Consider the following 24,140-nt stretch of genomic DNA (forward strand, 5'->3'; position numbering starts at 1 on the left):
ACCTCTGGTGGAGCTGTTGTGGCGCCAGCCGCAGTGCAGCGTAGCTATGTACGGACGGGATAACCGCTGAAAGCATCTAAGCGGGAAACCCACCTCGAAACGAGTATTCCCTTGAGAGCCGTGGAAGACGACCACGTTGATAGGCCGGGTGTGTAAGTGCGGCAACGTATTTAGCTTACCGGTACTAATCGCTCGATTGGCTTGATCGTTCTCATCCTCGATGTCCACCAATGTGGATCGAGCAAAAGACCAGACAAAACGCTTCGCATGATTGCTGTCCTTCGCCGGCCTGGTGGCCATTGCGAGGAGCCTGAACCCGATCCCATCCCGAACTCGGCCGTTAAACTCCTCAGCGCCGATGGTACTATGTCTCAAGACCTGGGAGAGTAGGTCGCTGCCAGGCCTGCGAAGGACAGAAATACGCTTTACACGATGAAACCAACGAAAACCCCGCCTCGGGATAAATCCCCCGAGGCGGGGTTTTCGTTTGCGCCCCATACATGCTCAAATACCCGTGCACGCCACGTGACGCGCACAAAGCGCGATGCGCGGGAGGGGCCTCGGGAGCCGGATATGTCTGCGAAATCCCCTTTCGTCTTGGTGCATGGTGCCTGGCATGGCGGCTGGTGCTGGCAACGCGTCGTCCCGCTGCTCGAGGCCGCCGGCCATCGGACGCTGGCGGTGACCTGCCGCGGTGTCGGCGAGCGGGCCGCCGAGCTCACCCCGGAGATCGGCCTTGATAGCTGCATCGCCGATGTCACATCAGCCATCGAGGCGGCGAATCTCACCGATGTCGTCCTGGTGGGCCATTCTCACGGTGGCTGGATCATCGCCGGCGTCGCCGACCGGATCCCGCAGCGCATTGCGCAGTTCGTCTTCCTCGATGCCAATCTGGTGCAGGACGGTGCGACGCAGTTCAGCACGCTCGCGCCCGAGCTGGTAGCGGCCCGGCGCGCGGTAGCAGCTTTGAGCCCGGGCGGTCTTTCCATGCCGCCGCCGCCGGCGAGCGCTTTCGGCATAACCAATGAAGCGGACATTGCCTGGGTCGAATCGGAACTCACGCCGCAGCCGCTGAAGACCTATGAGGACGCATTGCGCCTTGAGCATCCACTCGGCAATGGCCGACCGAAGACCTATGTCGCCTGCGTCAATCCGGCATTTTCCGCCGTCGCCACGGCGCATCAATGGGCGAGCGCGCAGCCGGATTGGCACTATCTGGAAATTGCGACCGGCCACGATGCCATGGTGATCGCGCCCGAGCTGCTGACGACGACGCTGCTCGGTATCGCCGGTAGCTAAGCAAAAGGCCCCGCACGGAAGGCCCGTGCGGGGGAGGGAGGATGGGCGACCGTCTTGGGAGTTGGGCCGCCATCGGAAAGAGGTCAGCCGGCCTTCTTGAACTTCTCGGCTTCTTCCGAACCGCCGGTGGCGTTGCCCTTTGAGTAGGAATGCGCGCCGGTGCCGGCGAGCCCGCCGCCCTGCACGATCAGGTACTCGTCGCGGATCGGACGACCCTCGAAGAAGCACTCGAGGATCTCGCGCGTGCCGGCCGCATAACGGGTCTGCGCGGTCAGCGAGGTGCCGGAGATGTGGGGCGTCATGCCGTTATAGGGCGCGGTACGCCACGGATGATCCTTCGGCGCCGGCTGCGGGAACCACACATCACCGGCATAGCCGGCGAGTTGGCCGCCCTCCAGCGCCCGGACGATCGCATCGCGGTCGCACAGCTTGCCGCGCGCGGTGTTGACGAGATAGGCGCCGCGCTTGAACAGCTTGAGCGTCTCGTCATTGATCATGTGCTCGGTTTCGGGGTGCAGCGGCACGTTGAGCGTCACCACGTCACAATGCGGGTACATCTCCTCGCGCGTGTCGTGCCAGGTGAGGTTCAGCTCCTTCTCGACCGCTTCCGGCAGGCGGTGACGATCGGTGTAGTGCAGCTTCACATCGAAGGGCGCCAGGCGACGCAGCACGGCGAGGCCGATGCGGCCGGCGGCAACGGAGCCGACCGACATCGCTTCGAGGTCGTAGGAGTGCGCCACGCAGTCGGCGATGTTCCAGCCGCCCTTTTTCACCCATTCGTGCGAGGGCAGATAGTTGCGCACTAGCGAGAGGATCATCATCACCACATGCTCGGCGACGCTGATCGAGTTGCAGTAGGTGACTTCGGCGACGGTGATGTTCCGGTCGATAGCCGACTGAAGATCGACATGGTCGGAGCCGATGCCGGCGGTGAGCGCCAGCTTGAGGTTCTTCGCCTTGGCGATGCGCTCGGGCGTCAGATAGGCCGGCCAGAAGGGCTGGGAGATGACGACGTCGGCATCGACGAGTTCCTTCTCGAACACCGAGTCCGGGCCGTCCTTGTCGGAGGTCACGACCAGGGCATGGCCGTTGGCCTCGAGATACTTGCGCAGGCCGAGCTCGCCGGAGACGGAGCCGAGCAGGGTGCCGGGGGTGAAGTCGATGGCCTTCGGGGTGGGCAGCGTCTGGCCGCCGGGATAGTGATCGATCTTCGGCAGATCGTCGCGGGCATAAGTCTTCGGATAGCCGTCGACTGGATCATCATAAAGAACGCAAAGTACTTTTGCCATCTCGGCATCTCCTCTCTAGACACAAGAAGAGGACGGCCCCGCCGCGCAGTGCGCGGCCGGCTAGCGCGAAATCTCGATTGTCGCGTCTCGTCGGCATGGTCCTGTCCTCCTCAAAACGAGGAAGGCGGTACCGCTCCGGGCGTCCTCCATGCCGGCTCGACGTTGGGGTTCGTTTCCCCGCTCGCGTGCCGACGCTATGAATGTGCGGAGACAACGCCGCCGCTTCAAATCGAAAGCGCGAAACAATCGATAGACGCAAGCAATCAAACGGGGAGTTTCAGGAAACGTTCTGAAATAGCGAAGCGAGATCGACGCCGCGCGTGAGTTTCATGAGGGCGCCGGCTACCGGGCTCAGCGGGTCGCGCTCGGACAGCACGAGGCCGATCGGCTGGGTATGCACCGGCTCGGTGAGCGGGACGCCGATGAGATCGGTGGCATCGCCGAGGCCGCGAAGGCAGGCCAGCGGCACGATGCTGGAGAACGGCCCCTGCCGTACGAAGGACCAGATGCCCATAAAGCTGTTGGTCTCGACCGCCGGCGGGGCGCTGAGGCCGGCGTCGGCCAGCACATGGTCGATGATGCGGCGGTTCTGCATGTCCGGCGTCAGCAGGCACAGCGGCACGCCCGCCGCCTCGCGCCAGCTCACCGATCGTCGTCGCGCGAGGGGCTCGCCCGCCCGCGTCACGAACACGTAGCGCTCCCTATAGAGGTCGAACCGGCGCACGCCCTTCAGCGGTTCGTTCTCCAGATAGGTGATGCCGGCGTCGAGATCGAGTTCGTCGAGCCCGCGCTGTATGGCGGCGGAGGAGAGCGAGTGCATCTGCACGCGCACCTGGGGATGCCGGACGCAGAAGGCGGCGAGCAAGAGCGGCGCGGCCGACATCGCTGCGGGGATGACGCCGACGCGCAGCGCTCCGGAGAGTGCGCCGGTGGTTTCCGCCCGCTCCTGGCGCAGGCTGTCATAGTCGGCCGCGATCTGCCGCGCCCAGCCGAGCACGCGCTCGCCTTCGGCGGTGAAGCCGAGGAAACGGTGGCCGCGCACAACGATGGGCAGGCCGAGCTCCTGCTCAAGCTTGCGGATGCCCGCGGACAGCGTCGGCTGCGAGACATGGCAGGCTTCCGCCGCGCGGCCGAAATGCTTTTCGCGGGCCAAAGCCACGAGATAGTGCATCTGCCGCACGAACATCGGGTGTTTCCCTCACGGAAAACCCTTCTTATTCCCGATTTTCTGCGTGATCTACAGATGCTTCGAGGTAGGCGGCCAAGCGTCGGCAAAACGCCTTCGGCCGTTCGGCGAAGAGGCGGGCGTGATGCCGCATCGCCTTGTCGGCGAGCTTGCGCTGGCGGCGGCTGGCCGCATCCATCACGGTCGCGATGTGATCGGGCGACAAGCGGCCCGGCGCGCCGTCGAGCCGGGCGAGCAGGATTTCGAGATCGTGATGGCGGCCAAGCATTTCCCGCAGGCGCTGCAGCTCATCAAGCCAGATGGCGCCGAGACGCGGCCACCACGGGGCGGCGAGTTCCATCTGGCAGACATGGGCGACGACGTGCTTGCGCAATTCGTGCAGCGCCTCGGCATCGGCGGGGTCGATGCCGTAGGCCGCGCGCCGGGCGCGGCGGTAGCCTGACGCGAGTGCCTCGGGCAGATCCTGGGCGTCCATGTCATCGGCGAGCTGCGCCGCTCTCGCCATGCCGTCCGACAGTCCCGCTTCGCGCAGCGCTGTCAGATTGCCGTCCGCCTCCCCATGAGGCTCTGTCCGGCGCGTGAGGGTGCTGGCGACCTTGCGCGCGAGTGCCGTGTCGAGCGGCCTGCGTCGCTTTTCGGCGGCGAGGTCGGCAATGGCGTCGTGGATGATGTGGCGGTCGCGCGTGCTGGCAAGGCTGTGCGCCGCTGCGCCCAGATCGCGGCGCAGCTGGCGCGCAGCCGGACGTCGCTCGCCCTCGACCAGCATGAGCAAAGCACGCGCGCCCTTGAGCGCCCGGCGCGTCTTGTGGATGGCCGTGACGGTATCCTCCAGGTCCAGCGAGTCGCGTGTGTCATGCGCGGCACGCAGCAGCGCGTCGCCGAGCGGGGTAGCGGCGTCGGCCTTGTCGGTCGGGGTGGACGGCGCCGGGGCGCCCTGCGGCGGGGGCTCCGGCGAGGCGCGTCGCCGGCGGACGGCAGCGGCCTTCGCCGGCGGGGCGGGAGCGGGTGTAGCCGTCCGGGTTTTCGGGGCAGTCGCCTGGTTCGACGTGGCAGCGGGTGTCGTCGCGGTCTTGTGCACAGCGAAACGGCGGGGCATCACAACTTTTTCCTAATCACGCCGAGCCTTACGGACACAGGCTTAGGGACCTGCCGTCCTGTATCTGACGACGTTTGCATGACAAAAAATAGGCCCTTGCCCCTTCCTTTTAGCGATTGGGATTGCTAGATACCCCCCGTCGCCGGATGGCATTGCCTCCGCCGGCCTCTGACGCGGGGTGGAGCAGCCCGGTAGCTCGTCAGGCTCATAACCTGAAGGTCACAGGTTCAAATCCTGTCCCCGCAACCAGTCGACCCCTTTCGCGAGGGGATTGCGAAGGCCGCCGCAAGGCGGCCTTTTGCATTTAAGGGCTCTTGTAGCCGCCATGTCAGCACGGGCTTCGAAATCTACCCCGCCGCTCTCTCCTCCTTGAGCGCGACCTGCTGGGTGACGAACTCGGCGTAGGTCTCGTCCATCTTCTGGATCACGGCGATCCATGCGCCGTCAGCCTCAGCCCGATCACGGGGGCCCGCTCGGCGGACATGGACTGTACGGCGCTCCCGTCGCCGGATCTTTCGCGAGTGCGCTGTTCCGACACGTCGAACGCCGATCCTCGTGAGACAAGCGCGTACATTGGGATGAAGGCGTCGAGACGGGCAATGTCGCCGGCCGCTGCCGTCCGCCGTGACACCACTTGCGGGGGCGACGCGAACGCTATTGCAGCCCAGTACTTTCGAGCAGCATCGCGGCCCTCGCGGCGACGGCGTCCTGCCAGAGGCCTTTCCGTTCGGATGATTCCATCCGGACGAAAGGGCTCTTGGTCACTCCTGGGCATCCGGCTCGCTGAGCCGAGCTTCCAGGACTACGAGCGGGCAAATGCCAGCATCTCTCCGTCCTGCGGTATCAGCAGCCGCGCGGCCGCAATGCCCCCGGCCTCGGCGGCATGGCGCAGGTCCGGCCGGCCGATGGTGGCATGATCCAGCGCCTCCATATGGGTGGCGACGACGATGGAGTGGGGCGACGCCGCGCAGACGGCGAGGGTCTGCTCGGCGTCCATGACGATCAGGTCGCCATCCCACCGCGCGCCGCAGGAATGCGTGACGATGATGTCCGGGCTGGTCCGCGCAATGGTGTCGGCGACCGGCGAGTAGAGCACCGTGTCGCCCGCCCAGTAAACGCTGGGCTCGCCTGTTGCGTCGAGGCTGAATCCCATGACCGGGCCCATCTTCTCCACCACCGGCCCGAGGCCGTGGCTGCCTTCCCGGCGGGTCAGCGTGATACCGTTCCAGACCGTCGTGTCGAGCAGCGGCGTGACGTCCTCGAAGCCGGCGCTGCGGATCTCCGCCTCGTCGCCCGGCTGGCAGATGATCGGCAGGTGCTTCGGCACCAGCTCCATGGCGACCGAATCGAAATGATCCTCATGCAGATGCGACACGATGACGAGTTCCACGCCCTCCAGGATGTCGTCGGTGCTAGTCGGAAGCTCGACCATCGGATTGGGCGAGCGGCCGGTGAATGACGGCCGGCTGTGCCTTGGCCCGAAGTCGGGATCGATCAGTATCGTGCGTCCGGCATAGTCCAGCTTGAGGGTCGCATTGCGCAGCAATCGGAGATGCATGCCGTGTTCCTGTCTTGAAGCCAAAGACTGCATGTCTCGCGTCCTGCCATGCCGATGGCAGGAGAGAGCTTGATGTAGTTGACCCGTTTTATATACTACCCGCGCATCGCTGGCACCCGGTCCCGGGGAGCGATGCGCCGGCGCTACGTCGTCAGCGCACGCCTCCGGTTTGCGAACCGCGTGGGACTGGTGGGTGCGCGCCGTAACGCTATTCTGGCGCGCCGACCGTTCGCCGCCGGCCGAGGCTCACATGTCCGTTGCCGTGCCGCATCTGCTGCTCACCACCGGCCCGGTTGCCGCCTATGCGGACGTGCTCAATGCGCTGGCGCGGCCGGTTCCCTATGACGGCGACCCGGCTTTCCTGGCGTTCTACGAGGCCGTGATCGGCAAGCTGCGCACCGCCATGCGGCTCTCCAGCCTGCCGGTGATCCTGCAAGGCGAGGCGATACTCGGGATCGAGGCTGCGGCAGCATCGCTGATCGCGCGCGAGGACGTCGTGCTGAACCTCGTCTCCGGCGTCTATGGCAAGGGCTTCGCGGTGTGGGCGCGCCGCCATGGCGCCGAAATCGTCGAGTTGCAGGTGCCGTACAATGAGGCGATCGACCCGGCCGCCGTGGAGTGCGCGCTCAAGGCGCGGCCGGACATCCGGGTGGTTTCGGTGTGCCACCACGAGACGCCGTCCGGCACGCTCAATCCGGTGGCGGAGATCGGCGCCGTGGTCGCCGCGCATGGCGGCTTCCTCATCGTCGACGCGGTGTCCTCGTTCGGCGGCATGGATGTACATCCCGAGGCGGTGCACGCCGACATCTTCGTCGCCTCGCCGTCGAAATGCCTCGGCGCGACGCCGGGACTGACGCTGCTGGGCATCAGCGCGCGGGCATGGGAGAAGATGCGGTCCAATCCCGGCGCGCCGCGCGCCTCGTTCCTCAGCCTGCTCGACTGGGAGCATGCCTGGCGCCGCGACCGCCCGTTCCCGGTCACGCCGTCGATCGCCGAGATCCATGGCCTCGATGCCGCGCTCGACCGGCATCTGGCCGAGGGTCCGGAGGCGGTGTGGGCACGGCATGCGCTGACGGCGTCCGCCACCCGCGCCGGGGTGAAGGCGCTCGGCCTCGATCTGTGGCCGAGCCGCGAGGCCATCGCCGCGCCGATGGTGACGGTGATCCGGGTGCCGGACGGCCTGTCCGACGTGGCGATCCGCGATACCATGCGGGACCGTTACAGCGTCCTGATCTCGCTCGGCCGTGGCGAGACGGCGGGGAAGGTGCTGCGCATCGGCCATATGGGCCCCGCGGCGCAGCCCATCAATGCGGTGACCGTGGTCGGCGCCCTTGGCGGCGCCTGCCGGGCGCTGGGATATGAGGTTCGCATCAGTGAGGGGTGTGAGGCGGCCCTCGCCGGCATCGACAGCGGCTGAGACCCCGCGCCAGCCGCGCCTTGCGCCGAAGTGCCCACGCCTGAAAACAACCGCACCTGAAAACTCCCGTGCCTGAAAACTCCGTCGCCAGAAGACCATGAGAGGTTGGCCGTGACATTTCCGCTTTCCCGACGCGCGCTGCTGGCCACTTCGACCAGCGCGCTGGCGCTGCTCGCCTTGCCCCGTTTCGGCTGGAGCGGGGAACCCACGCGCGGCGGCCGGCTGGTGGTCGCGGCGGATTCGGAGCCGGCGAACCTGAACCCGGCGATCGTCGCCTCGAACGGCGTGTTCTTCGTCGCCAGCAAGGTGATCGAGCCGCTGGCCGAGGCCTCCTATGACGGCAAGGACGGGCTGACGCCGCGGCTCGCCACCTTGTGGGAGGGCTCGGCCGACGGCAGGTCGGTGACGTTCCGGCTGCGCGAGGGCGTGCTCTGGCACGATGGCAAGCCCTTCACCTCCGCCGACGTCGCGTTCTCCGCGCTCGAGGTCTGGAAGAAGCTGCAGAATCTTGGCCGCGTGGTGTTCAGGGAACTGGAGGCGGTCGACACGCCCGACGAGCACACGGCGGTGTTCCGCTTCAGCGCGCCGACGCCGTTCCAGCTCATCCGCAACGCGCTGCCGGTGGTCACCTCGGTGCTGCCGAAGCATGTCTATGCCGGCACCGACATCGCCAAAAACCCCGCCAATGTGCGCCTCGTCGGCACCGGGCCGTATCGCTTCGCCGACTACAAGCCCGGCGAATATTATCTGCTGAAGCGCAACGAGGCCTATTGGGACCAGGGCCGGCCCTATCTCGACGAGATCATCTTCCGTGTGCTGCCGGATCGCGCCGCGGCGGGCAACGCGCTGGAGGCCGGCGAGATCGGGCTCGCCGCGTTCTCCGCTGTGCCGCTGGCCGATCTCGCGCGCATCGGCAAGGTGCCCGGCCTGAAGGTCTATGCCAATGGCTATGAGGCGCTGACCTACCAGCTCATCGTCGAGATCAACCACACCCGCAAGGAGCTTGCCGACATCCGCGTGCGGCAGGCGCTGGCCCACGCCATCGATCGCGACTTCGTGGTGAAGACCATCTTCCTCGGCTACGCCAGGACTTCGACCGGGCCGGTGCCGCGCACCGACCGCACCTTCTACACCGACGACGTGCCGAGCTTCCCGTTCGATCCCGCCAAGGCCAATGCGCTGCTCGACGCGGCGGGCTACGCCAAAGGCGCGGACGGCGTGCGCTTCAGGCTGCGCCTGCTGCCGGCCCCGTTCTTCAACGAGACCGTCCAGTTCGGCGCCTATCTGCGGCAGGCGCTGGCGGCGGTCGGCATCGACGCCGAGATCGTGTCGAACGACACGCCGGCACATTTGAAGGCCGTCTATACCGACCACGCCTTCGACATCACGGTGGCGACGCCGGTGTATCGCGGCGATCCGGCGATCTCCACCACCATCCTCTACCAGAGCGGCCTGCCGGCCGGCGTGCCGTTCTCCAACCAATATGGCTACGCCAATCCGGCGGTCGACGAACTGATCCGCAAGGCGGCGGGCGCGATCGACGACAGTGCGCGCACCGCGCTCTACAAGGCATTCCAGAAGGCGGTGGTCGGCGATGTCGCGCTGATCAATGTCGCCGAGTTCAGCTTCATCACGGTGGCCAGCGACAAGGTGCGCAACGTCTCCAACAATCCGCGCTGGGCGGTGTCGAACTGGGCGGACACCTCGGTCGAGGGCTAGAGCATGTTCCGCAAAAGTTGAATGACTTTTGCGATCAGAACATACTCCAGCATATTGAATCTAGAGCACTTTCTTGTCGTTCGGATGCTTCCATCCCAACGGAAGGGGCTCTGGGAAGCGGGAATCGCCAGTGCCGGGAATCATGGAGCGGACCTTCCGCCTGATCGGACGGCGTCTGGCCGGCGCGGTGCCGGTGCTGCTCCTCGTGGCGATCGGCACCTTCCTGTTGCTGGAGATGGCGCCGGGCGACGCGGTCGACGCCTATCTCGCCGGCACCGGCGGTGCCGACGCCGCCCGCATCGAGCAGCTGCGCGCCGCATGGGGCCTCGATGCCGGGCCGTTGCAGCGCGCCCTCGCTTATGCGGCGGCGCTGGCGAGCGGCAATCTCGGCTGGTCGGTGGCGTTCGAGCGGCCGGTGCTCGACGTGCTGCTGGAGCGGCTGCCGAACACGCTGGTGCTGATGGGCCTCGCCACCGCGCTGGCCTTCGCGCTCGGCTCGGCGCTCGGCATCATCGCCGGCGCCCGTCCGGGCAGCGCCCGGGACCGCGCGCTTTCCTTCGCCTCGGTAGCGATCTACGCCGTGCCGGGGTTCTGGCTGGGGCTCGTGCTCATCATCGTCTTCGCGGTCGATTTGCACTGGCTGCCGATCGGCGGGATGGAGACGATCGCCTCGGGGTACAGCGGCGTGGCGCGGCTCCTCGATATTGGACGCCACCTCATCCTGCCGGTGGCCTCGCTCGGCCTGGTCTATCTCGCGCTCTATCTGCGGCTGATGCGCGACGGCATGGCCGAGCTGTGGCGTGAGGATTACGTGCTGGCGGCGCGGGCGCACGGCATCGCCGGCTGGCGGCTGGTGCTGCGCCATGTCGCCCGCAACGCGCTCTTGCCGGTCATCGCCATGCTCGGCCTGCAATCCGCCTCCATGCTCGGCGGCAGCGTGGTGATCGAGAGCGTGTTCGCGGTCCCCGGCCTCGGACGGCTGGCGCAGGAGGCGGTGGGGCGGCGGGACATGCCGCTGCTGCTCGGCATCGTGCTGCTCAGCGCGGCGCTGGTGATCGTGATCAATCTCCTGACCGACATCGCCTATGCCGCGCTCGACCCGCGCGTCGGCAGCACGGGGCGCGCCGCATGAGGACGCTGCGCGCCATGCTCGCGACCGGAGAGGGCGCTGTCGGCCTCGCGCTGCTCGCCATCCTCGCGCTCGCGGCGCTGGCCGCCCCGTTCGTCTTTCCTGGCGATCCGCTCGCCATTGCCGGGCCGGCCCTGGTGCGCCCCTTCAGCGACCTTGCCCATCCGCTCGGCACCGATCGCCTCGGCCGCGACGTGGCGGTCGAACTGGTCCATGGCGCCCGCACCACGCTGCTGGTTGCCATCGCCGCCGCAATCACCGCGCTCGGCATCGGGACGCTGGTCGGGACGCTCGCCGGCTTTCTCGGCGGCCTTGCCGACGAGGTGCTGATGCGCATCACCGAGGCATTCCAGACCGTGCCGGCCTTCCTGCTGGCGCTCGCCTTCATCAGCGTGGCCGGCCCCACCGTCGCGACCATCGTGCTCGCCATCGCGCTCGGCGCCTGGACCCAGCCGGCGCGGATCGCGCGGGCGCAGGTGCTGTCGCTGCGCGAGCGCGATTTCGTCGCCGGCGCGCGGGTGATCGGCATGACGCCGCTGGAGATCGCGCTGCGCGAGGTGCTGCCGAACGCGCTGACGCCGGTGGTGTCGCTCGCCGCGGTGATCGTCGCCGGCGCGGTGCTGATCGAGGCGGCGCTGTCGTTTCTCGGCCTGGGCGATCCCAACCGCGTCACCTGGGGCTCGATGATCGCGGAAGGCCGGACCGTGCTGCGGGGCGCGCCGTTCCTGTCCATCGTGCCGGGCCTCGCATTGGTGACGACGGTGCTCGCGGTGCATCTCGTCGGGCGCAGCTTCCTGATCGCGACCCATACGCGGAATACCCTGGCATGAGAGACCCGCTGTTCTTCTCGCTGCGGGACGTCGGGGTGGCCTATCGCCAGGGCGGCGGGCAGGTTACAGCGTTGGCCGGCATCGATCTCGACCTGGCGGTCGGGCGCCGTCTCGCGCTCGTCGGCGAGAGCGGCTCCGGCAAGTCGACCTTGGCGATGGCGATCGCCGGCCTGCTCGTGGATACCGCTGTCACCACCGGATCACTGTCGTTCCCGGCGCTCGGTGCACCCTCGCGGCCTGGCCGCGATGTCGGCGTGGTGTTCCAGAATGCCAGCGGCAGCCTCAATCCGGTGCTGCGCATCGGCGACCAGGTTGCCGAGATCATCGTGGCGCATCGCGGGTCGAGCTGGGGAGCGGCCCGCGCGCGGGCGCTGGAACTCATCGACACGGTGCGGATCCCGCAGGCGCGGCAGGCCATGGGCCGCTTTCCCCACGAATTCTCTGGCGGCCAGCGCCAGCGCATCGCCATGGCGGCGGCGCTTGCGGTCGACCCGCCTTTCCTGATCGCCGACGAGCCGACCAGCGCGCTCGACACCGTGGTGCAGCGCGAGTTGGTGACGCTGCTCGACGAACTCGTGCGGGAGCAGAGGCTGACGCTGCTGTTCGTGACCCACGACATCGCGCTGGCCTCCGAACTCGCCGACGAGGTGGCGGTGCTGTTGCGCGGCCGGCTGGTGGAGACCGGCCCGGCGGCGCAAGTGCTCAGCCGGCCATCGCACCCCTATACGCGCGCCCTGCTCGCGACCCGGCTCGATCTCGACACACCGCGCGCCGCCCGCCTCTTGGAAATGGACACCGCCGACTTCACGGTCCGCCGGCCGGATGCGGTGCGCCGTGGATAGGCCGGCGCTGCTGGAGGTCGCCGGGCTGCGCAAGGCCTATGCGCGCGGCGGTGTGGCAACGGTCGCGCTGGACGGCATCGACCTCGGCATCGCCCGCGGCGAGACCCTGGCGCTGGCCGGGGCCTCCGGTTCCGGCAAGACCACCCTGGCGCGCTGCATCCTGCGGCTGGCCGAACCGGATGCCGGCACCATCCGCTTCGACGGCGCCGACCTGCTGGCGTTGCGCGGCGGAGCCTTGCGCGCGGTCCGTCCGCGGCTGCAGATGGTGTTCCAGGATCCGCTCGCCGCGTTCAATCCCCGCGCCACGGTCGCCCGGTTGATCGAGGATCCGCTGCGGCTCCATCGGATCGTGCCGCGAGGCGCGCGCCGGGCAGCGGTGCTCGATCTGCTCGCCCGCGTGCATCTGCCCGCCGACATCGCCGGGCGGCGGCCGCATGAGATATCGGGCGGCCAGCGCCAGCGCGTCGCCATTGCGCGCGCCATCGCCACGCGGCCGGACCTGATCGTGCTCGACGAGCCGGTCTCGGCGCTCGATGTTTCGGTCCGCGCGCAGATCCTCAACCTGCTCATGGACCTGCAGGACCAGAGCGGCGTCGCCTATCTGCTGATCTCCCACGATCTTGCGGTGGTGCACGCCGTGGCCCGGCGCGTCGCCATCATGGAGGCGGGGCGGATTGTGGAAAGCGGCGCGACCGACGCGGTGTTCGCGGCGCCCGAGGCGGCCGCGACCCGGACTTTGCTCCGCGCCGCCCCGCGCCTGAAGGCTTAGAGCATTTCCCGATCAGATGGAATCATCTGATCGAAGAGGAATTGCTCTGGAGCATGTCCCGCAAAAGTTGGAGGACTTTTGCGATCATCATCCGGTCGGCGCACGGTGCTCCCGAAAAGCTGCAGCCAGCGTCCGCAGGGCCGCTCGTGACCTCTGGTCCGTGAGGGCCGAATGAAGCACCACCTCGGACGAAGGAAGCGGGGGGAGCCCAAGCCGCTCCCCGATATCGACGGTGCCAGCGGGCGCTATCCGATACGATAGAGGAGCAACCGCGAGCCCTGCCGCCACTGCGGCATGGACAGCGGACGAGCCCCCTCCCAGAAATACTTCGGTCCACCTTATTCCCGCGGCGTCGAGAGCGTGCGTCGCGATATTGCGGACGCCGCAGGTTGGGGTCAGCGTGGCCAGGCGCAGCGGCTCTCCCTGCCGGTGCTCGAACCCTTGTGCCGCGAACCAGCCAAAGCGTTCATGCGCCAGCGTCTCTCCATCCCGCCGGTCATCTTCGCGCTGGATGATCGCCGCATCGAGCCGCCCCTGGTCGAAGAGGTCGAGCAGTTTGCGCGAGCTGTCGAGCTGCACTTCGATGGTGAGATTCGGATCATGCGCGTGCAGCCGTGCCAGCAATGTCGGAACCTCTGGTCCCGCAACATGGGCGGCAATGCCGAGACCGAAGCGCCTCGGCGGCGAATCGAGTCCGGCAACCGCGCGCTCGTGAGCCGCGATGAATTCCCTCGCCCCATCCAGAAAAGCGGCGCCTTGCGCCGACAGCCGCACTGATCGGGGTGTGCGTTCGATCAGCCGATATCCGATGCGGTCCTCAAGCCGCTTGAGCTTCACGCTGATGGCGCCCTGCGTGGTGCCCAACGCCTCGGCGGCGCGGGTGAAGCTCTGAAGGTCGGCGACCGTCACGAAAATCCTCACGGCCTCAACGTCGAGCGTCAGCATTTTACTATCCGAATTTGTTGTCTCTGAAATCAATATTGATGCGGTTCTGTTGTCGTCAAGGCCTGCCTATGTTCGGCGGGCATCCGACATGGGGCGGCGACCAGAGAGCCGGGCTTCTTCGATCGAGCGCCTCTCTGACCCGCAGGTCAGCCCTCGACAGCAGGCTAAAGGTTGAAGACATGACGCGTTCGATGACAGGCCGGAACACCGTCGCGCTGGCAGCCGCCTGCCTCGCGTCGCTGATGTTCGGACTGGAGATCTCCAGCGTGCCGACGATCCTTCCCACATTGGAGAAGATTCTGCCCGCCGACTTTCAGCAACTCCAATGGATCATGAACGCCTATACGATCGCGGTCACGACCGTGCTCATGGCGACGGGAACGCTGGCGGACCGCTATGGACGAAAGCGGGTCTTCGTCGCCAGCATCGCCATCTTCGGCCTGGCTTCCCTCGTCTGTGGGCTGGCGCAAGACGCTCTCGTCCTCATCTGGAGCCGGTTTCTGCAGGGAATGAGCGGCGGTGCGATGCTGATTTGCCAGGTTGCCGTGCTTTCGCACCAGTTCCGGGAGGGGTCGGAACGCGCGACAGCCTTTGCCGCCTGGGGGATCATTTTCGGGATCGGTCTCGGCTTCGGCCCCATCATCGGCGCGGCCATCGTCGCACTCTCCGATTGGCAATGGGTGTTCCTGATCCACGTCATCCTTGCGATCGTCACCACCACCCTCGCCGTTGTGGGAGTACAGGAGTCGCGCGATCCCGACGCCGAGAGCCTCGATCTTGCCGGCATTCTAACGCTGTCGGCATCCGTATTCTGCCTGGCCTTCTACATAACGCAGGGCCCCGACTTGGGCTTCTCGAGCCGGGCAGGCCTGGCAATCCTTGCAATCGCCATCCTGAGCTTCGGGGCCTTCGTACTGGTGGAAACGCGCCAGAGCCGTCCGATGTTCGACTTCTCGGTGCTCCGCATTCCGACCTTCGCGGGTGCCCTGCTGGGGTCGATGGGGATGAATTTCAGCTTCTGGCCGTTCATGATCTATCTTCCGATCTTCTTCCGAAACGCGCTCGGCTACGGAAATGTCGCGGCTGGCGTGGCGCTGCTGGCCTACACCCTGCCGGCACTCGTGGTTCCGCCGCTCGGCGAGCGGATGCTGCTGCGCTTCCAAGCCAGGATTGCGATCCCGACGGGACTGGTCGTCATCGGCCTTGGCTTCATGCTGATGTGGGCCGGAAGTGGCGTCGGCCACGCCAGTTGGCTGACGATGTTGCCCGGCTGTCTGCTCGCCGGCATTGGGCTGGGTCTGACCAACACGCCTGTGACCAATACGACGACCGCAGCGGTGCCGAGCACGCGGGCCGGCATGGCTTCAGGCATCGATATGAGCGCTCGGATGATCTCGCTGGCGATCAACATAGCCCTGATGGGCTTCATCCTGATCGCGGGGGTATCCTCCTGGCTGGAGAACGCTTTGCCCGAAGCAATCGGGCAGACCGCCTGCAGCATCTTGCGGAGAAGGTGGCGGGCGGGAGTGTCGATCCATCCGGCTTCCCGGAGCTGAACGCACTGGTGGCATCGGGTGCAGATCTGCAGGCGGCCCTCATGCACGGCTTCAGGCTGGTGATGCTCTACGGAGGAATCTCCGTCTGGATCTTGGCCTTGGCGAGCTATCTGATCTTCGGCGGAAAGGCTCGCATCACCGAGAACCGTCTGGCCGAGCAGCCGTGAGCTTCAATGAACAAGGAACGCCCTTTCATGAAGGCGATCGAGCGGACCGTCGAGACGTCGTCCCCCCAAACGTGATAGCCTTCGGAAGTCTCGGCAGGGTGAGAAGCTCCATGAGGCGGCGGAAATTTGTCACGCTTCTCACCCGGCGCAGCAGCGATCTCAGCGGTGGATCGGTGCGCTTATGACGATTGCCACAAGCAACCCAGGAGCCAAGCGCGTCTGACGACAACGGAGGATCAACATGAAGTTCGTTGTGATCGGCGGTACCGGCCTGATCGGCTCGAAGACCGTCGCCATCCTGCGCCGGGGTGGCCACGAAGTCCTCGCCGCCTCGCCCAATAGCGGCGTCAACACCATCACCGGCGAGGGGCTCAAAGTGGCCTTGGCCGGCGCGCAGGTCGTGATCGACCTCGCCAATTCGCCCTCATTTGAAGACAAGGCGGTGCTGGAGTTCTTCGAGACCTCCGGCCGCAACCTTCTCGCGGCGGAGGCCGCAGCCGGTGTCCGACACCATGTCGCGCTCTCCATCGTCGCAATAGACCGGACAGACAATGGCTATTTCCGCGCCAAGGTCGCCCAAGAGAAACTGATCAAGAACTCCGGCATCCCATACACCATCATCCGCTCGACCCAGTTCCTGGAATTCCTCCGCGGCGTTGCAGATATAAGTGCGGATGGAAACGTGGTCAGGCTCCCGCCCGTCCTGTTCCAGCCCATCGCTTCGGACGACGTTGCTGCCAGCGTTGCCGACGTGGCGCTGGCGCCGCCGCACAATGGCATCGTTGAGATCGCCGGCCCGGAACGAGCTCTGCTTAACGAATTCGTCGCCCGCTATCTGAAGGCGGTCGGCGAGCCGCGCGAGGTAGTGAGCGATCCCGAGGCCGGATACAGCGGCGGCCGGGTCGAGGAGTACTCGCTCGTGCCGTTGGGCGAGGCGCGCCTCGGCCGCATAGATTTCGACGCATGGCTCCGCCGCTCACAGGCAGCAGCCTGATCCCGCATCGGAGGTACGCCCGGTCTGCCACGAGTGGGTCCTGGGCAACGAACGAAAGAGGCGACAATGACGATCAAACTCGTTGCGTTGGTTCTTCTGTGCCTCATGACCGGCACGGCGGCGGCTCAGGAGCCTAAGGTCACGGCACTCATGTCCAAGGATCTTCCGGAGAGTCCCGGCAGGGAAGCTCTGATGATCACAGTCGAGCATGCGCCCGGCGGGTCGAGCGCTATCCACCGACACAATGCACATGCGTTTGTTTACGTGCTGGAGGGCTCCGTCGTGATGCAGCTGAAGGGTGGACAACAGGTGACACTGACACCAGGACAGTCCTTCTATGAAGGCCCTGACGATGTTCATGTCGTCGACCGGAACGCAAGCAGCACCCAGCCGGCGAAATTCCTGGTGGTCTTGATCAAGGACAAGGGCGCCCCGGCACTCGTACCCGCACAGTGACTGTTACGGCAACCCAAATACCGCAACCCAAATACCGCAACCCAAGTAGAGGAAAGGTAAGGCGGCTCACGGGAGACAGACACGAGCGTGGACAACACCCCACGCCCTTCGGTCAAGCACTGCGCCGACAAGGCCACCGGCAGATGGCGGTGCTGCGCCAGCGCGCGGTCCCCGTCATTCCAAAGGATCAGCCCGCAAAGGCAAGGCGTCCTGCAGGTCGTGCTGTTCGGCTGTCGAGCGGCGGACCACCTCGGATATCTGCACGAGTTGCCTGGCAAGCGGGTTGGTCTTGCGCCAAACCATGCCGATGGTTCGCGAAGGTTGCGGCTCCCTGAACCGCGCGACCGACACTGACGCCGAGCGCGTTTCCACCGCCACGGCCATTTCCGGTATCAACGTGATGCCGATGCCGGCATCGACCATCTGCACCAGGGTGGACAGCGAACTTGCATCCAGGAAATCGCGCGATGGTGCGGCGCCCATGTCGACATTGCAGAATGACAGGGCCTGATCGCGAAAGCAGTGCCCCTCCTCAAGGAGAAGCAGCCTCATTTCGCGAAGCGCCTCGGGACCGGGCACCGGCTTGCCCGCATCCTCGCCCGGCCGAACCAGCACGAAGCTTTCCGTGAACAGGGTAATTTCGGTCAGTGCAGGCTCGGACACCGGCAGGGCGACGATGGCTGTGTCGAGCCGCCCGTCTTCCAACTCTTGAATCAGTCTCGGCGTCTGCGTCTCGCGCACATGAATATCGATGCCCTTGTATAGTCGGCTTAGATTGCCGAGGAAGGCCGGCAGCAGGTAGGGCGCGACGGTGGGGATCACACCGATGCGCAACCGCCCCACGAGCGTGTCCCGCGAGGCGCGCGCCAGATCTCCCAGTTCGTCGACCGAGCGCAGAATGTCGCGGATGCGCGGGGTAAATTCCTCACCGAAACGCGTCAGCCGAACCTGGCGCGCACCGCGCTCGAACAGCTCGATGCCGACCTCTTCCTCCAACTCCTTGATTTGCATCGACAAGGCGGGCTGGGAGATGCCGCATGCCTCGGCCGCGCGCCTGAAGTGGCCGTGTCGGGCCAGCGCCTCGAAATAGCGCAGCTGCTTGAACGTCAGATTCTTCATCAGCAAATCTTATCACAGCAATCAGCAAATCGGAATTAATCTAATGAAAGAAGTTTGATAAGAGCCTTGGCGGTGACGATCAGGAACACTCGATGTCCACGCCCGCCCGGCGCCATATATGCCCGATCATCGGGGTACCCGGCTCCGGGATGGTAGCGCTGTGGGCCTTGCTCGCTTTCCGCACAAGGTATTCCTGTCCAGCCCGCGGCCCGCAGGCCGTTTTGACCGTCCGACATCTGTTCGCGGGGCTAGCCGCGATACGGGCTTTCATTCCCGTGCGGTTGCCGGTTCGTCCACTGAATAGCGCCACAAACACAGTCCCGATCGGAGAGAAGCATGAACGCGACGACTGATGCGAGCACCGGCAAATGTCCTGTCGCCCACGGAACTGCCGGAACCCAGAACCGCGACTGGTGGCCGAGCCAGCTGCGTGTCGACCTTCTGAACCTCCATTCGCCGAAGTCCGATCCGCTGGATCGGACGTTCAATTACCGCGAGGAGTTCAAGAAGCTCGACTATGAGGCGCTGAAGAACGACCTGCGCAAGCTGATGACGGATTCGCAGGATTGGTGGCCGGCCGACTTCGGCAATTACGGCCCGCAGTTCGTCCGCATGTCCTGGCACAGCGCCGGCACCTATCGCCTCGCCGACGGCCGGGGCGGTGGCGGTCGCGGCCAGCAGCGCTTCGCTCCGCTCAACAGCTGGCCGGACAACGTCAATATCGACAAGTCGCGCCGCCTGCTGTGGCCGATCAAGAAGAAATACGGCCAGAAGATCTCCTGGGCCGACCTGTTGATCCTCACCGGCAACGTGGCGCTGGAGACCATGGGCTTCCGCACCTTCGGCTTTGCCGGCGGCCGCGAGGACACCTGGGAGCCGGATCAGGACGTGTTCTGGGGCTCCGAGAGCGCCTGGCTGACCCACCGCCCCCTCGACAAGCTCGACGCGCCGCTCGGCGCCACCGAGATGGGCCTGATCTATGTGAACCCGGAGGGGCCGGGCGCCAATGGCGACCCGCTGTCCGCTGCGGCGTTCATCCGCGAGACCTTCGCCCGCATGGCGATGAACGACGAGGAAACCGTCGCACTGATCGGCGGCGGCCATACCTTCGGCAAGACCCATGGCGCGGGCCCCGAATCCCACAAGGGGCCGAACCCGGAAGCCGGCGAGCTGGAGGCCCAGGGCCTCGGCTGGACCAGTGACTTCGGCACCGGCTTCGGCGGCGACGCCATCGGCAGCGGCCTCGAGGTCACCTGGACGCAGACCCCGGCGCAGTGGAGCAACCACTTCTTCGAGAACCTGTTCAAGTATGAGTGGGTGCAGACCCGCAGCCCGGCCGGTGCCATCCAGTGGGAGGCGAAGGACGCGGATGCCGTCATCCCGGATGCGCACGATCCCTCGAAGAAGCACAAGCCGACCATGCTGACCACCGACCTGTCGCTGCGGGTCGATCCGGTCTACGAGAAGATCTCGCGCCGCTTCCTGGAGAACCCGCAGGCTTTCGCCGAGGCATTCGCCCGGGCGTGGTTCAAGCTGACCCACCGCGATCTCGGCCCGCGCTCGCGCTATCTGGGCCCGGAAGTGCCCAGGGAAGTGCTGATCTGGCAGGACCCGGTGCCCGCCGTCGACCATCCGCTGATCGATGAGGCGGACGCTGCCGCGCTCAAGGCCAGGGTGCTGGCCTCGGGCTTGACCGTATCCGAGCTTGTCGGCAGCGCCTGGGCCTCCGCCTCCACCTTCCGTGGTGGCGACAAGCGCGGCGGCGCCAATGGCGCGCGCATCCGCCTCAGCCCGCAGAAGGACTGGGAGGCCAACCAGCCTGAGCAACTGGACAAGGTGCTCACGGCACTGGCGCGTATCCAGGGCGAGTTCAATCTCAACGCGACCGGCGGCAAGAAGGTGTCGCTGGCCGATGTGATCGTGCTGGCCGGCAATGTCGGTGTCGAGCAGGCGGCGAAGGCTGCCGGCCACGATGTCGCCGTCCCGTTCTCGCCCGGCCGCACCGACGCCTCGCAGGCGGAGACGGACGCCGCCGCCTTCGCCTGGCTGGAACCGGCTGCGGATGGTTTCCGCAACTACCAGAAAGCCGGCCTTGCGGTGCCCGCCGAGGTGGCGCTGATCGACAAGGCGCAGTTGCTGACCTTGACCGCGCCGGAGATGACGGTGCTGATCGGCGGCCTGCGCGCGATCAACATCAATGCCGGCGAGGCCACCCACGGCATCCTCACCGACAAGCCCGGCGCGCTGACGAACGACTTCTTCGTCAACCTGCTGGACATGGGCACGCAGTGGAAGGCCGCCTCCGACACCAATGACGTGTACGAGGGACGTGACCGCAAGACCGGCGATCTCAAATGGACCGGCACGCGGGTCGATCTCGTGTTCGGCTCGAACTCGATCCTGCGCGCTTTGGCCGAGGTCTACGCCAGCTCGGATGCGCAGGAGAAGTTCGTGACCGACTTTGTGGCGGCATGGACCAAGGTGACGAACCTCGATCGCTTCGACCTCGCCTGATCGCTGCGGAAACTCCCGACCGCCGCCGAAGTCCGGCGGCGGTCGCGGCTGTCGGCCAATCCTGATGCCGCGCATGGCGCATGCCGGCGATGTGCCGGGCGCTCGAAAGCAGACGCCCGACCCGACGATCAGTCGTGCGGCGTGCGGCACGACGAGCCCGACGAAGCCGAAAGGCGTGTGCGTTAGTGACCGCTATGTTGGATTTCTGCCCGATCCTGCCGCACTCCCGTGCGGCAGGAGATCGCCGGGATTTGAAGCACGTGCAATGCCCTCCCTCGCCAGTGGCTACTTTCCCATCACTCAAGCCTGCCGGGACGGCGCGACATGCTGCTGGCAGGCTCGACAACGATATTGACGCCACGGTCGGCCTCGCTGGTGCCGACATGACGGTCGGGCCTGATCAAAGCGAGGTGCCGTGGAATGGTGTCAAATAGTAAAACAGTATGACTATTCAGCCGCGTTCTTCCGTGCCATAAAAGCCGCCGCATCGAAGCGCTCGCAGAAGCGCCGGCTCACATCATCCGGGAGTAACGCCACATGAACCTCAAAGCCCTGCTTGCGGCCACCGCCCTCTCGACCACCGCCCTGGCCTTCAGCGCCCAGGCCGCTGACCTGACCATCGGCTTTTCGCAAATCGGCTCGGAGTCCGGCTGGCGCGCCGCCGAGACCTCGGTCTCCAAGTCCGAGGCCAAGAAGCGCAACATCACTTTCAAGATCGCCGACGCCCAGCAGAAGCAGGAGAACCAGATCAAGGCGATCCGGTCCTTCATCGCCCAGGGCGTCGACGCCATCTTCCTGGCGCCGGTGGTCTCCACCGGCTGGGATTCGGTGCTGAAGGAAGCGAAGGAAGCGCAGATCCCGGTAGTGCTGCTCGACCGCGACATCGATCCCTCGGGCAAGGACCTCTATCTGACCGCGGTGACCTCCGACAGCGTGCATGAGGGCGAGGTCGCCGGGCAATGGCTGGCCAAGACCGTCGGCACCAAGCCGTGCAACGTGGTCGAGCTCCAGGGAACGGTCGGCGCCAGCGTCGCCACCAATCGCAAGAAGGGCTTCGACACCGCCATCGCCAGCCACTCGAACATCAAGGTGGTGCGCAGCCAGACCGGCGACTTCACCCGTGCCAAGGGCAAGGAAGTGATGGAGAGCTTCATCAAGGCCGAAGGCGGCGGCAAGAACATCTGTGCGGTGTATGCGCACAATGACGACATGATGGTCGGTGCCATCCAGGCGATGAAGGAAGCCGGGCTGAAGCCGGGCAAGGAGGTCCTCACCGTCTCGATCGACGCGGTGCCGGACATCTTCAAGGCGATCGCCGCCGGCGAGGCCAATGCCACCGTCGAGCTGACCCCGAACATGGCCGGTCCGGCGTTCGACGCCATCGTCGCCTACAAGGCCAAGGGCACGGTACCGCCGAAGTGGATCCAGACCGACTCCAAGCTCTACACGGCAGCGGACGATCCGCAGAAGATCTACGACAGCAAGAAGGACCTTGGTTACTGAGGGGCTGACCCTTAATTCCCTCTCCCCGATGGGGAGAGGTGGCCCGCGAAGCGGGTCGGTGAGGGGGAGCACGGCTTCCAAGCGGCGAAGACCCCTCACCCCAGCCCTCTCCCCGTCGGGGAGAGGGAGTAGGTCGCGGCAATAGCCAGCATTTGCAATTTGCGAGTCAGGTTCGGAATCTGAGGCGGAAGCGTCGCGTCCATGGCAGTACCGATTGATCGTGGTCCTTCCCCGTCCGAGCCCCTGCTCGAAGTGCGCGGGCTCGCCAAGAGCTTTGCCGGCGTGCGCGCGCTCGACGGCGTCGACTTCACGCTGCGGGCGGGCGAGATCCATGCGCTGCTCGGCGAGAACGGCGCCGGCAAGTCGACCCTGATCAAGACCGTGACCGGCGTCGTCGCTCGCGACGCCGGCACGGTGCGGCTGGATGGCGTCGAGATCGCCCCGCGCTCGGCCCAGGAGGCGATCGCGGCCGGCATCGCCACCGTCTATCAGGAGGTCAATCTGCTGCCGAACCTCTCGGTGGCGCAGAACCTGTTCCTCGGCCGGCAGCCGACGCGCTTCGGCTTTGTGCGCGAGGGCGAGATGCGTCACCGCGCTACTGAACTGCTGAAGGAGTTCGGTCTCGATATCGATGTTGCCGCGCCGCTCGGCGACTATTCGGTCGCGGTGCAGCACATCACCGCCATCGCCCGCGCCGTCGACATGTCGGCGCGCGTCTTGATCCTAGACGAGCCGACCGCGAGTCTCGACGCCCATGAGGTCGAGATATTGTTCCGGGTGATGCGCCATCTCGCCCGGCGTGGCATCGGCATCGTGTTCGTCACCCATTTCCTCGACCAGGTCTATGCCATCTCCGATCGCATCACCGTGCTGCGCAATGGCCGCCTGGTGGGCGAGCGGGAGACCGCGGCGCTGCCGCGCATCGAGCTGGTGCGCATGATGCTCGGCCGCGAGCTGGTGGAAGTGACGGCCGAGCGCATCCATCAGCCGATCGACACCCAGCAGGCGCCCTATGCGGCCTTCAGCGGTTTTGGCAAGGCCGGTTATCTTGCGCCGTTCGACCTCACGCTGCGCCCCGGCGAAGTGGTCGGGCTCGCTGGCCTGCTCGGCTCGGGGCGCACCGAGACCACGCGGCTGGTGTTCGGCGCCGAGCGGGCCGATAGCGGCGCCGCGACGATCGAAGGGCAGGTGGTGCGGTTGCATTCGCCGCGCGAGGCGGTGCAGCACGGCTTCGGCTATTGCCCGGAGGAGCGCAAGACCGAGGGCATCGTCGCCGAACTCACGGTGCGCGAGAACATCGTGCTGGCGCTGCAGGCCAAGCGCGGCTTCATGCAGCCGCTGTCGCGCCGCGAGCAGGACGAGATCGCCCGCCGCTTCATCCGGCTGCTCGATATCCGCCCGCCGGACCCGGAGCGGCCGATCGGCCTGCTCTCCGGCGGCAACCAGCAGAAGGCACTGCTCGCCCGCTGGCTCGCCACCGCGCCACGCCTCTTGATCCTCGACGAGCCGACGCGCGGCATCGATGTCGGCGCCCATGCGGAGATCATCCGGCTGATCCGCCAGCTCTGCGCGGATGGGCTGGCGCTGCTCGTCGTTTCATCGGAGCTGGAGGAGATCGTCACCTATGCCGACCAGGTGATCGTGCTGCGCGATCGCGCACATGTCGCGACGCTGGAGGGGGAGGCGATCAATGTCTCGTCGATCCTCGCGGCGATCGCCGCCACCGAACCGGCCGCGGCGTGAGGGAGGGCA

The 24,140-nt window shown here is 66.3% G+C and carries 18 protein-coding genes, 1 tRNA gene, 2 rRNA genes and 1 pseudogene (1 of these 22 running past the window's edge); 16 read left to right on the forward strand and 6 right to left on the reverse strand.

Annotated features, from left to right (window positions below):
- The 3 genes from G3545_RS22870 to G3545_RS22880 all read left to right on the forward strand — a co-directional run.
- Window positions 1–209, forward strand: a 23S ribosomal RNA gene (locus G3545_RS22870) (it extends 2,604 nt beyond the left edge of the window).
- A 79-nt stretch (window positions 210–288) separates the two neighbouring features.
- Window positions 289–403: ribosomal RNA gene (rrf, locus tag G3545_RS22875) — 5S ribosomal RNA — on the forward strand.
- A 170-nt stretch (window positions 404–573) separates the two neighbouring features.
- The gene (locus tag G3545_RS22880; protein WP_170015999.1) at window positions 574–1,299 is read left to right on the forward strand and encodes an alpha/beta hydrolase family protein; all 726 of its coding nucleotides are present in this window, start codon (window positions 574–576) and stop codon (window positions 1,297–1,299) included.
- Between the two features lie 83 nt (window positions 1,300–1,382).
- On the opposite strand, the gene G3545_RS22885 is transcribed toward G3545_RS22880, so the two are convergent.
- From G3545_RS22885 to G3545_RS22895, 3 genes are all read right to left on the reverse strand, one after another.
- Window positions 1,383–2,588, reverse strand: coding sequence for an NAD-dependent formate dehydrogenase (locus G3545_RS22885; RefSeq protein ID WP_170016001.1), 1,206 nt, complete (start codon window positions 2,586–2,588; stop codon window positions 1,383–1,385).
- 277 nt (window positions 2,589–2,865) lie between these two features.
- A complete protein-coding gene (locus tag G3545_RS22890) occupies window positions 2,866–3,774 on the reverse strand; it encodes a LysR family transcriptional regulator (RefSeq protein WP_170016002.1) in 909 nt (302 codons plus the stop codon).
- A gap of 28 nt (window positions 3,775–3,802) precedes the next feature.
- A complete protein-coding gene (locus G3545_RS22895; RefSeq protein WP_170016004.1) occupies window positions 3,803–4,870 on the reverse strand; it encodes a CHAD domain-containing protein in 1,068 nt (355 codons plus the stop codon).
- A gap of 172 nt (window positions 4,871–5,042) precedes the next feature.
- Here G3545_RS22895 and G3545_RS22900 point away from each other — a divergent pair.
- Window positions 5,043–5,119 (forward strand) — tRNA-Met (locus G3545_RS22900).
- 553 nt (window positions 5,120–5,672) lie between these two features.
- On the opposite strand, the gene G3545_RS22905 is transcribed toward G3545_RS22900, so the two are convergent.
- Window positions 5,673–6,428 carry an MBL fold metallo-hydrolase gene (locus G3545_RS22905; RefSeq protein WP_170016006.1) on the reverse strand — a complete coding sequence of 252 codons (756 nt, stop codon included), beginning with the start codon at window positions 6,426–6,428 and terminating at the stop codon, window positions 5,673–5,675.
- A 250-nt stretch (window positions 6,429–6,678) separates the two neighbouring features.
- Here G3545_RS22905 and G3545_RS22910 point away from each other — a divergent pair, with 250 nt between their 5' ends.
- The 6 genes from G3545_RS22910 to G3545_RS22935 all read left to right on the forward strand — a co-directional run bounded on the left by G3545_RS22910 (window position 6,679) and on the right by G3545_RS22935 (window position 13,134).
- Window positions 6,679–7,845 (forward strand): alanine--glyoxylate aminotransferase family protein, encoded by a 1,167-nt coding sequence (locus G3545_RS22910; RefSeq protein ID WP_170016007.1) that lies wholly within the window; start codon window positions 6,679–6,681, stop codon window positions 7,843–7,845.
- 111 nt (window positions 7,846–7,956) lie between these two features.
- Window positions 7,957–9,564, forward strand: a complete 1,608-nt coding sequence (locus tag G3545_RS22915) for an ABC transporter substrate-binding protein (RefSeq protein WP_170016009.1) — start codon at window positions 7,957–7,959, stop codon at window positions 9,562–9,564.
- Window positions 9,565–9,706: 142 nt separating this feature from the next.
- The gene (locus tag G3545_RS22920) at window positions 9,707–10,696 is read left to right on the forward strand and encodes an ABC transporter permease (protein WP_170018237.1); all 990 of its coding nucleotides are present in this window, start codon (window positions 9,707–9,709) and stop codon (window positions 10,694–10,696) included.
- Entirely contained in the window at window positions 10,693–11,523 is an 831-nt protein-coding gene (locus G3545_RS22925) for an ABC transporter permease (protein WP_170016011.1), read from the forward strand. Before G3545_RS22920 ends, G3545_RS22925 begins: the two co-directional genes overlap by 4 nt.
- The gene (locus tag G3545_RS22930) at window positions 11,520–12,365 is read left to right on the forward strand and encodes an ABC transporter ATP-binding protein (protein ID WP_170016013.1); all 846 of its coding nucleotides are present in this window, start codon (window positions 11,520–11,522) and stop codon (window positions 12,363–12,365) included. The genes G3545_RS22925 and G3545_RS22930 overlap by 4 nt, the downstream gene beginning before the upstream one ends.
- A complete protein-coding gene (locus G3545_RS22935) occupies window positions 12,358–13,134 on the forward strand; it encodes a dipeptide/oligopeptide/nickel ABC transporter ATP-binding protein (protein WP_246702535.1) in 777 nt (258 codons plus the stop codon). Before G3545_RS22930 ends, G3545_RS22935 begins: the two co-directional genes overlap by 8 nt.
- An 87-nt stretch (window positions 13,135–13,221) precedes the next feature.
- Here the strand turns inward: G3545_RS22935 and G3545_RS22940 are convergent, their stop codons facing one another.
- On the reverse strand, window positions 13,222–14,079 hold the full coding sequence (locus G3545_RS22940) for a LysR family transcriptional regulator (RefSeq protein ID WP_170016017.1): 858 nt from the start codon (window positions 14,077–14,079) through the stop codon (window positions 13,222–13,224).
- A gap of 179 nt (window positions 14,080–14,258) precedes the next feature.
- Between G3545_RS22940 and G3545_RS22945 the strand changes: the two are divergent.
- The 3 genes and pseudogenes from G3545_RS22945 to G3545_RS22955 all read left to right on the forward strand — a co-directional run bounded on the left by G3545_RS22945 (window position 14,259) and on the right by G3545_RS22955 (window position 17,252).
- Window positions 14,259–15,802: pseudogene (locus tag G3545_RS22945) on the forward strand (MFS transporter).
- Between the two features lie 241 nt (window positions 15,803–16,043).
- Window positions 16,044–16,796, forward strand: coding sequence for an SDR family oxidoreductase (locus tag G3545_RS22950; RefSeq protein ID WP_170016019.1), 753 nt, complete (start codon window positions 16,044–16,046; stop codon window positions 16,794–16,796).
- A gap of 66 nt (window positions 16,797–16,862) precedes the next feature.
- On the forward strand, window positions 16,863–17,252 hold the full coding sequence (locus tag G3545_RS22955; RefSeq protein WP_170016021.1) for a cupin domain-containing protein: 390 nt from the start codon (window positions 16,863–16,865) through the stop codon (window positions 17,250–17,252).
- Window positions 17,253–17,426: 174 nt separating this feature from the next.
- On the opposite strand, the gene G3545_RS22960 is transcribed toward G3545_RS22955, so the two are convergent.
- Entirely contained in the window at window positions 17,427–18,371 is a 945-nt protein-coding gene (locus G3545_RS22960; protein WP_170016023.1) for a hydrogen peroxide-inducible genes activator, read from the reverse strand.
- Window positions 18,372–18,707: 336 nt separating this feature from the next.
- On the opposite strand from G3545_RS22960, the gene katG reads away from it, so the two are divergent.
- The 3 genes from katG (at window position 18,708) to G3545_RS22975 (ending at window position 24,131) form a co-directional block, all read left to right on the forward strand.
- Entirely contained in the window at window positions 18,708–20,885 is a 2,178-nt protein-coding gene (gene katG, locus G3545_RS22965) for a catalase/peroxidase HPI (protein WP_170016025.1), read from the forward strand.
- A gap of 537 nt (window positions 20,886–21,422) precedes the next feature.
- Complete coding sequence (gene ytfQ / locus G3545_RS22970; protein ID WP_170016027.1) at window positions 21,423–22,388, forward strand: galactofuranose ABC transporter, galactofuranose-binding protein YtfQ; 966 nt, start codon at window positions 21,423–21,425, stop codon at window positions 22,386–22,388.
- Between the two features lie 201 nt (window positions 22,389–22,589).
- Window positions 22,590–24,131 carry a sugar ABC transporter ATP-binding protein gene (locus G3545_RS22975; protein ID WP_170016030.1) on the forward strand — a complete coding sequence of 514 codons (1,542 nt, stop codon included), beginning with the start codon at window positions 22,590–22,592 and terminating at the stop codon, window positions 24,129–24,131.
- Window positions 24,132–24,140: the final 9 nt, after the last annotated feature.

Source organism: Starkeya sp. ORNL1 (assembly GCF_012971745.1).
GTDB lineage: Bacteria > Pseudomonadota > Alphaproteobacteria > Rhizobiales > Xanthobacteraceae > Ancylobacter.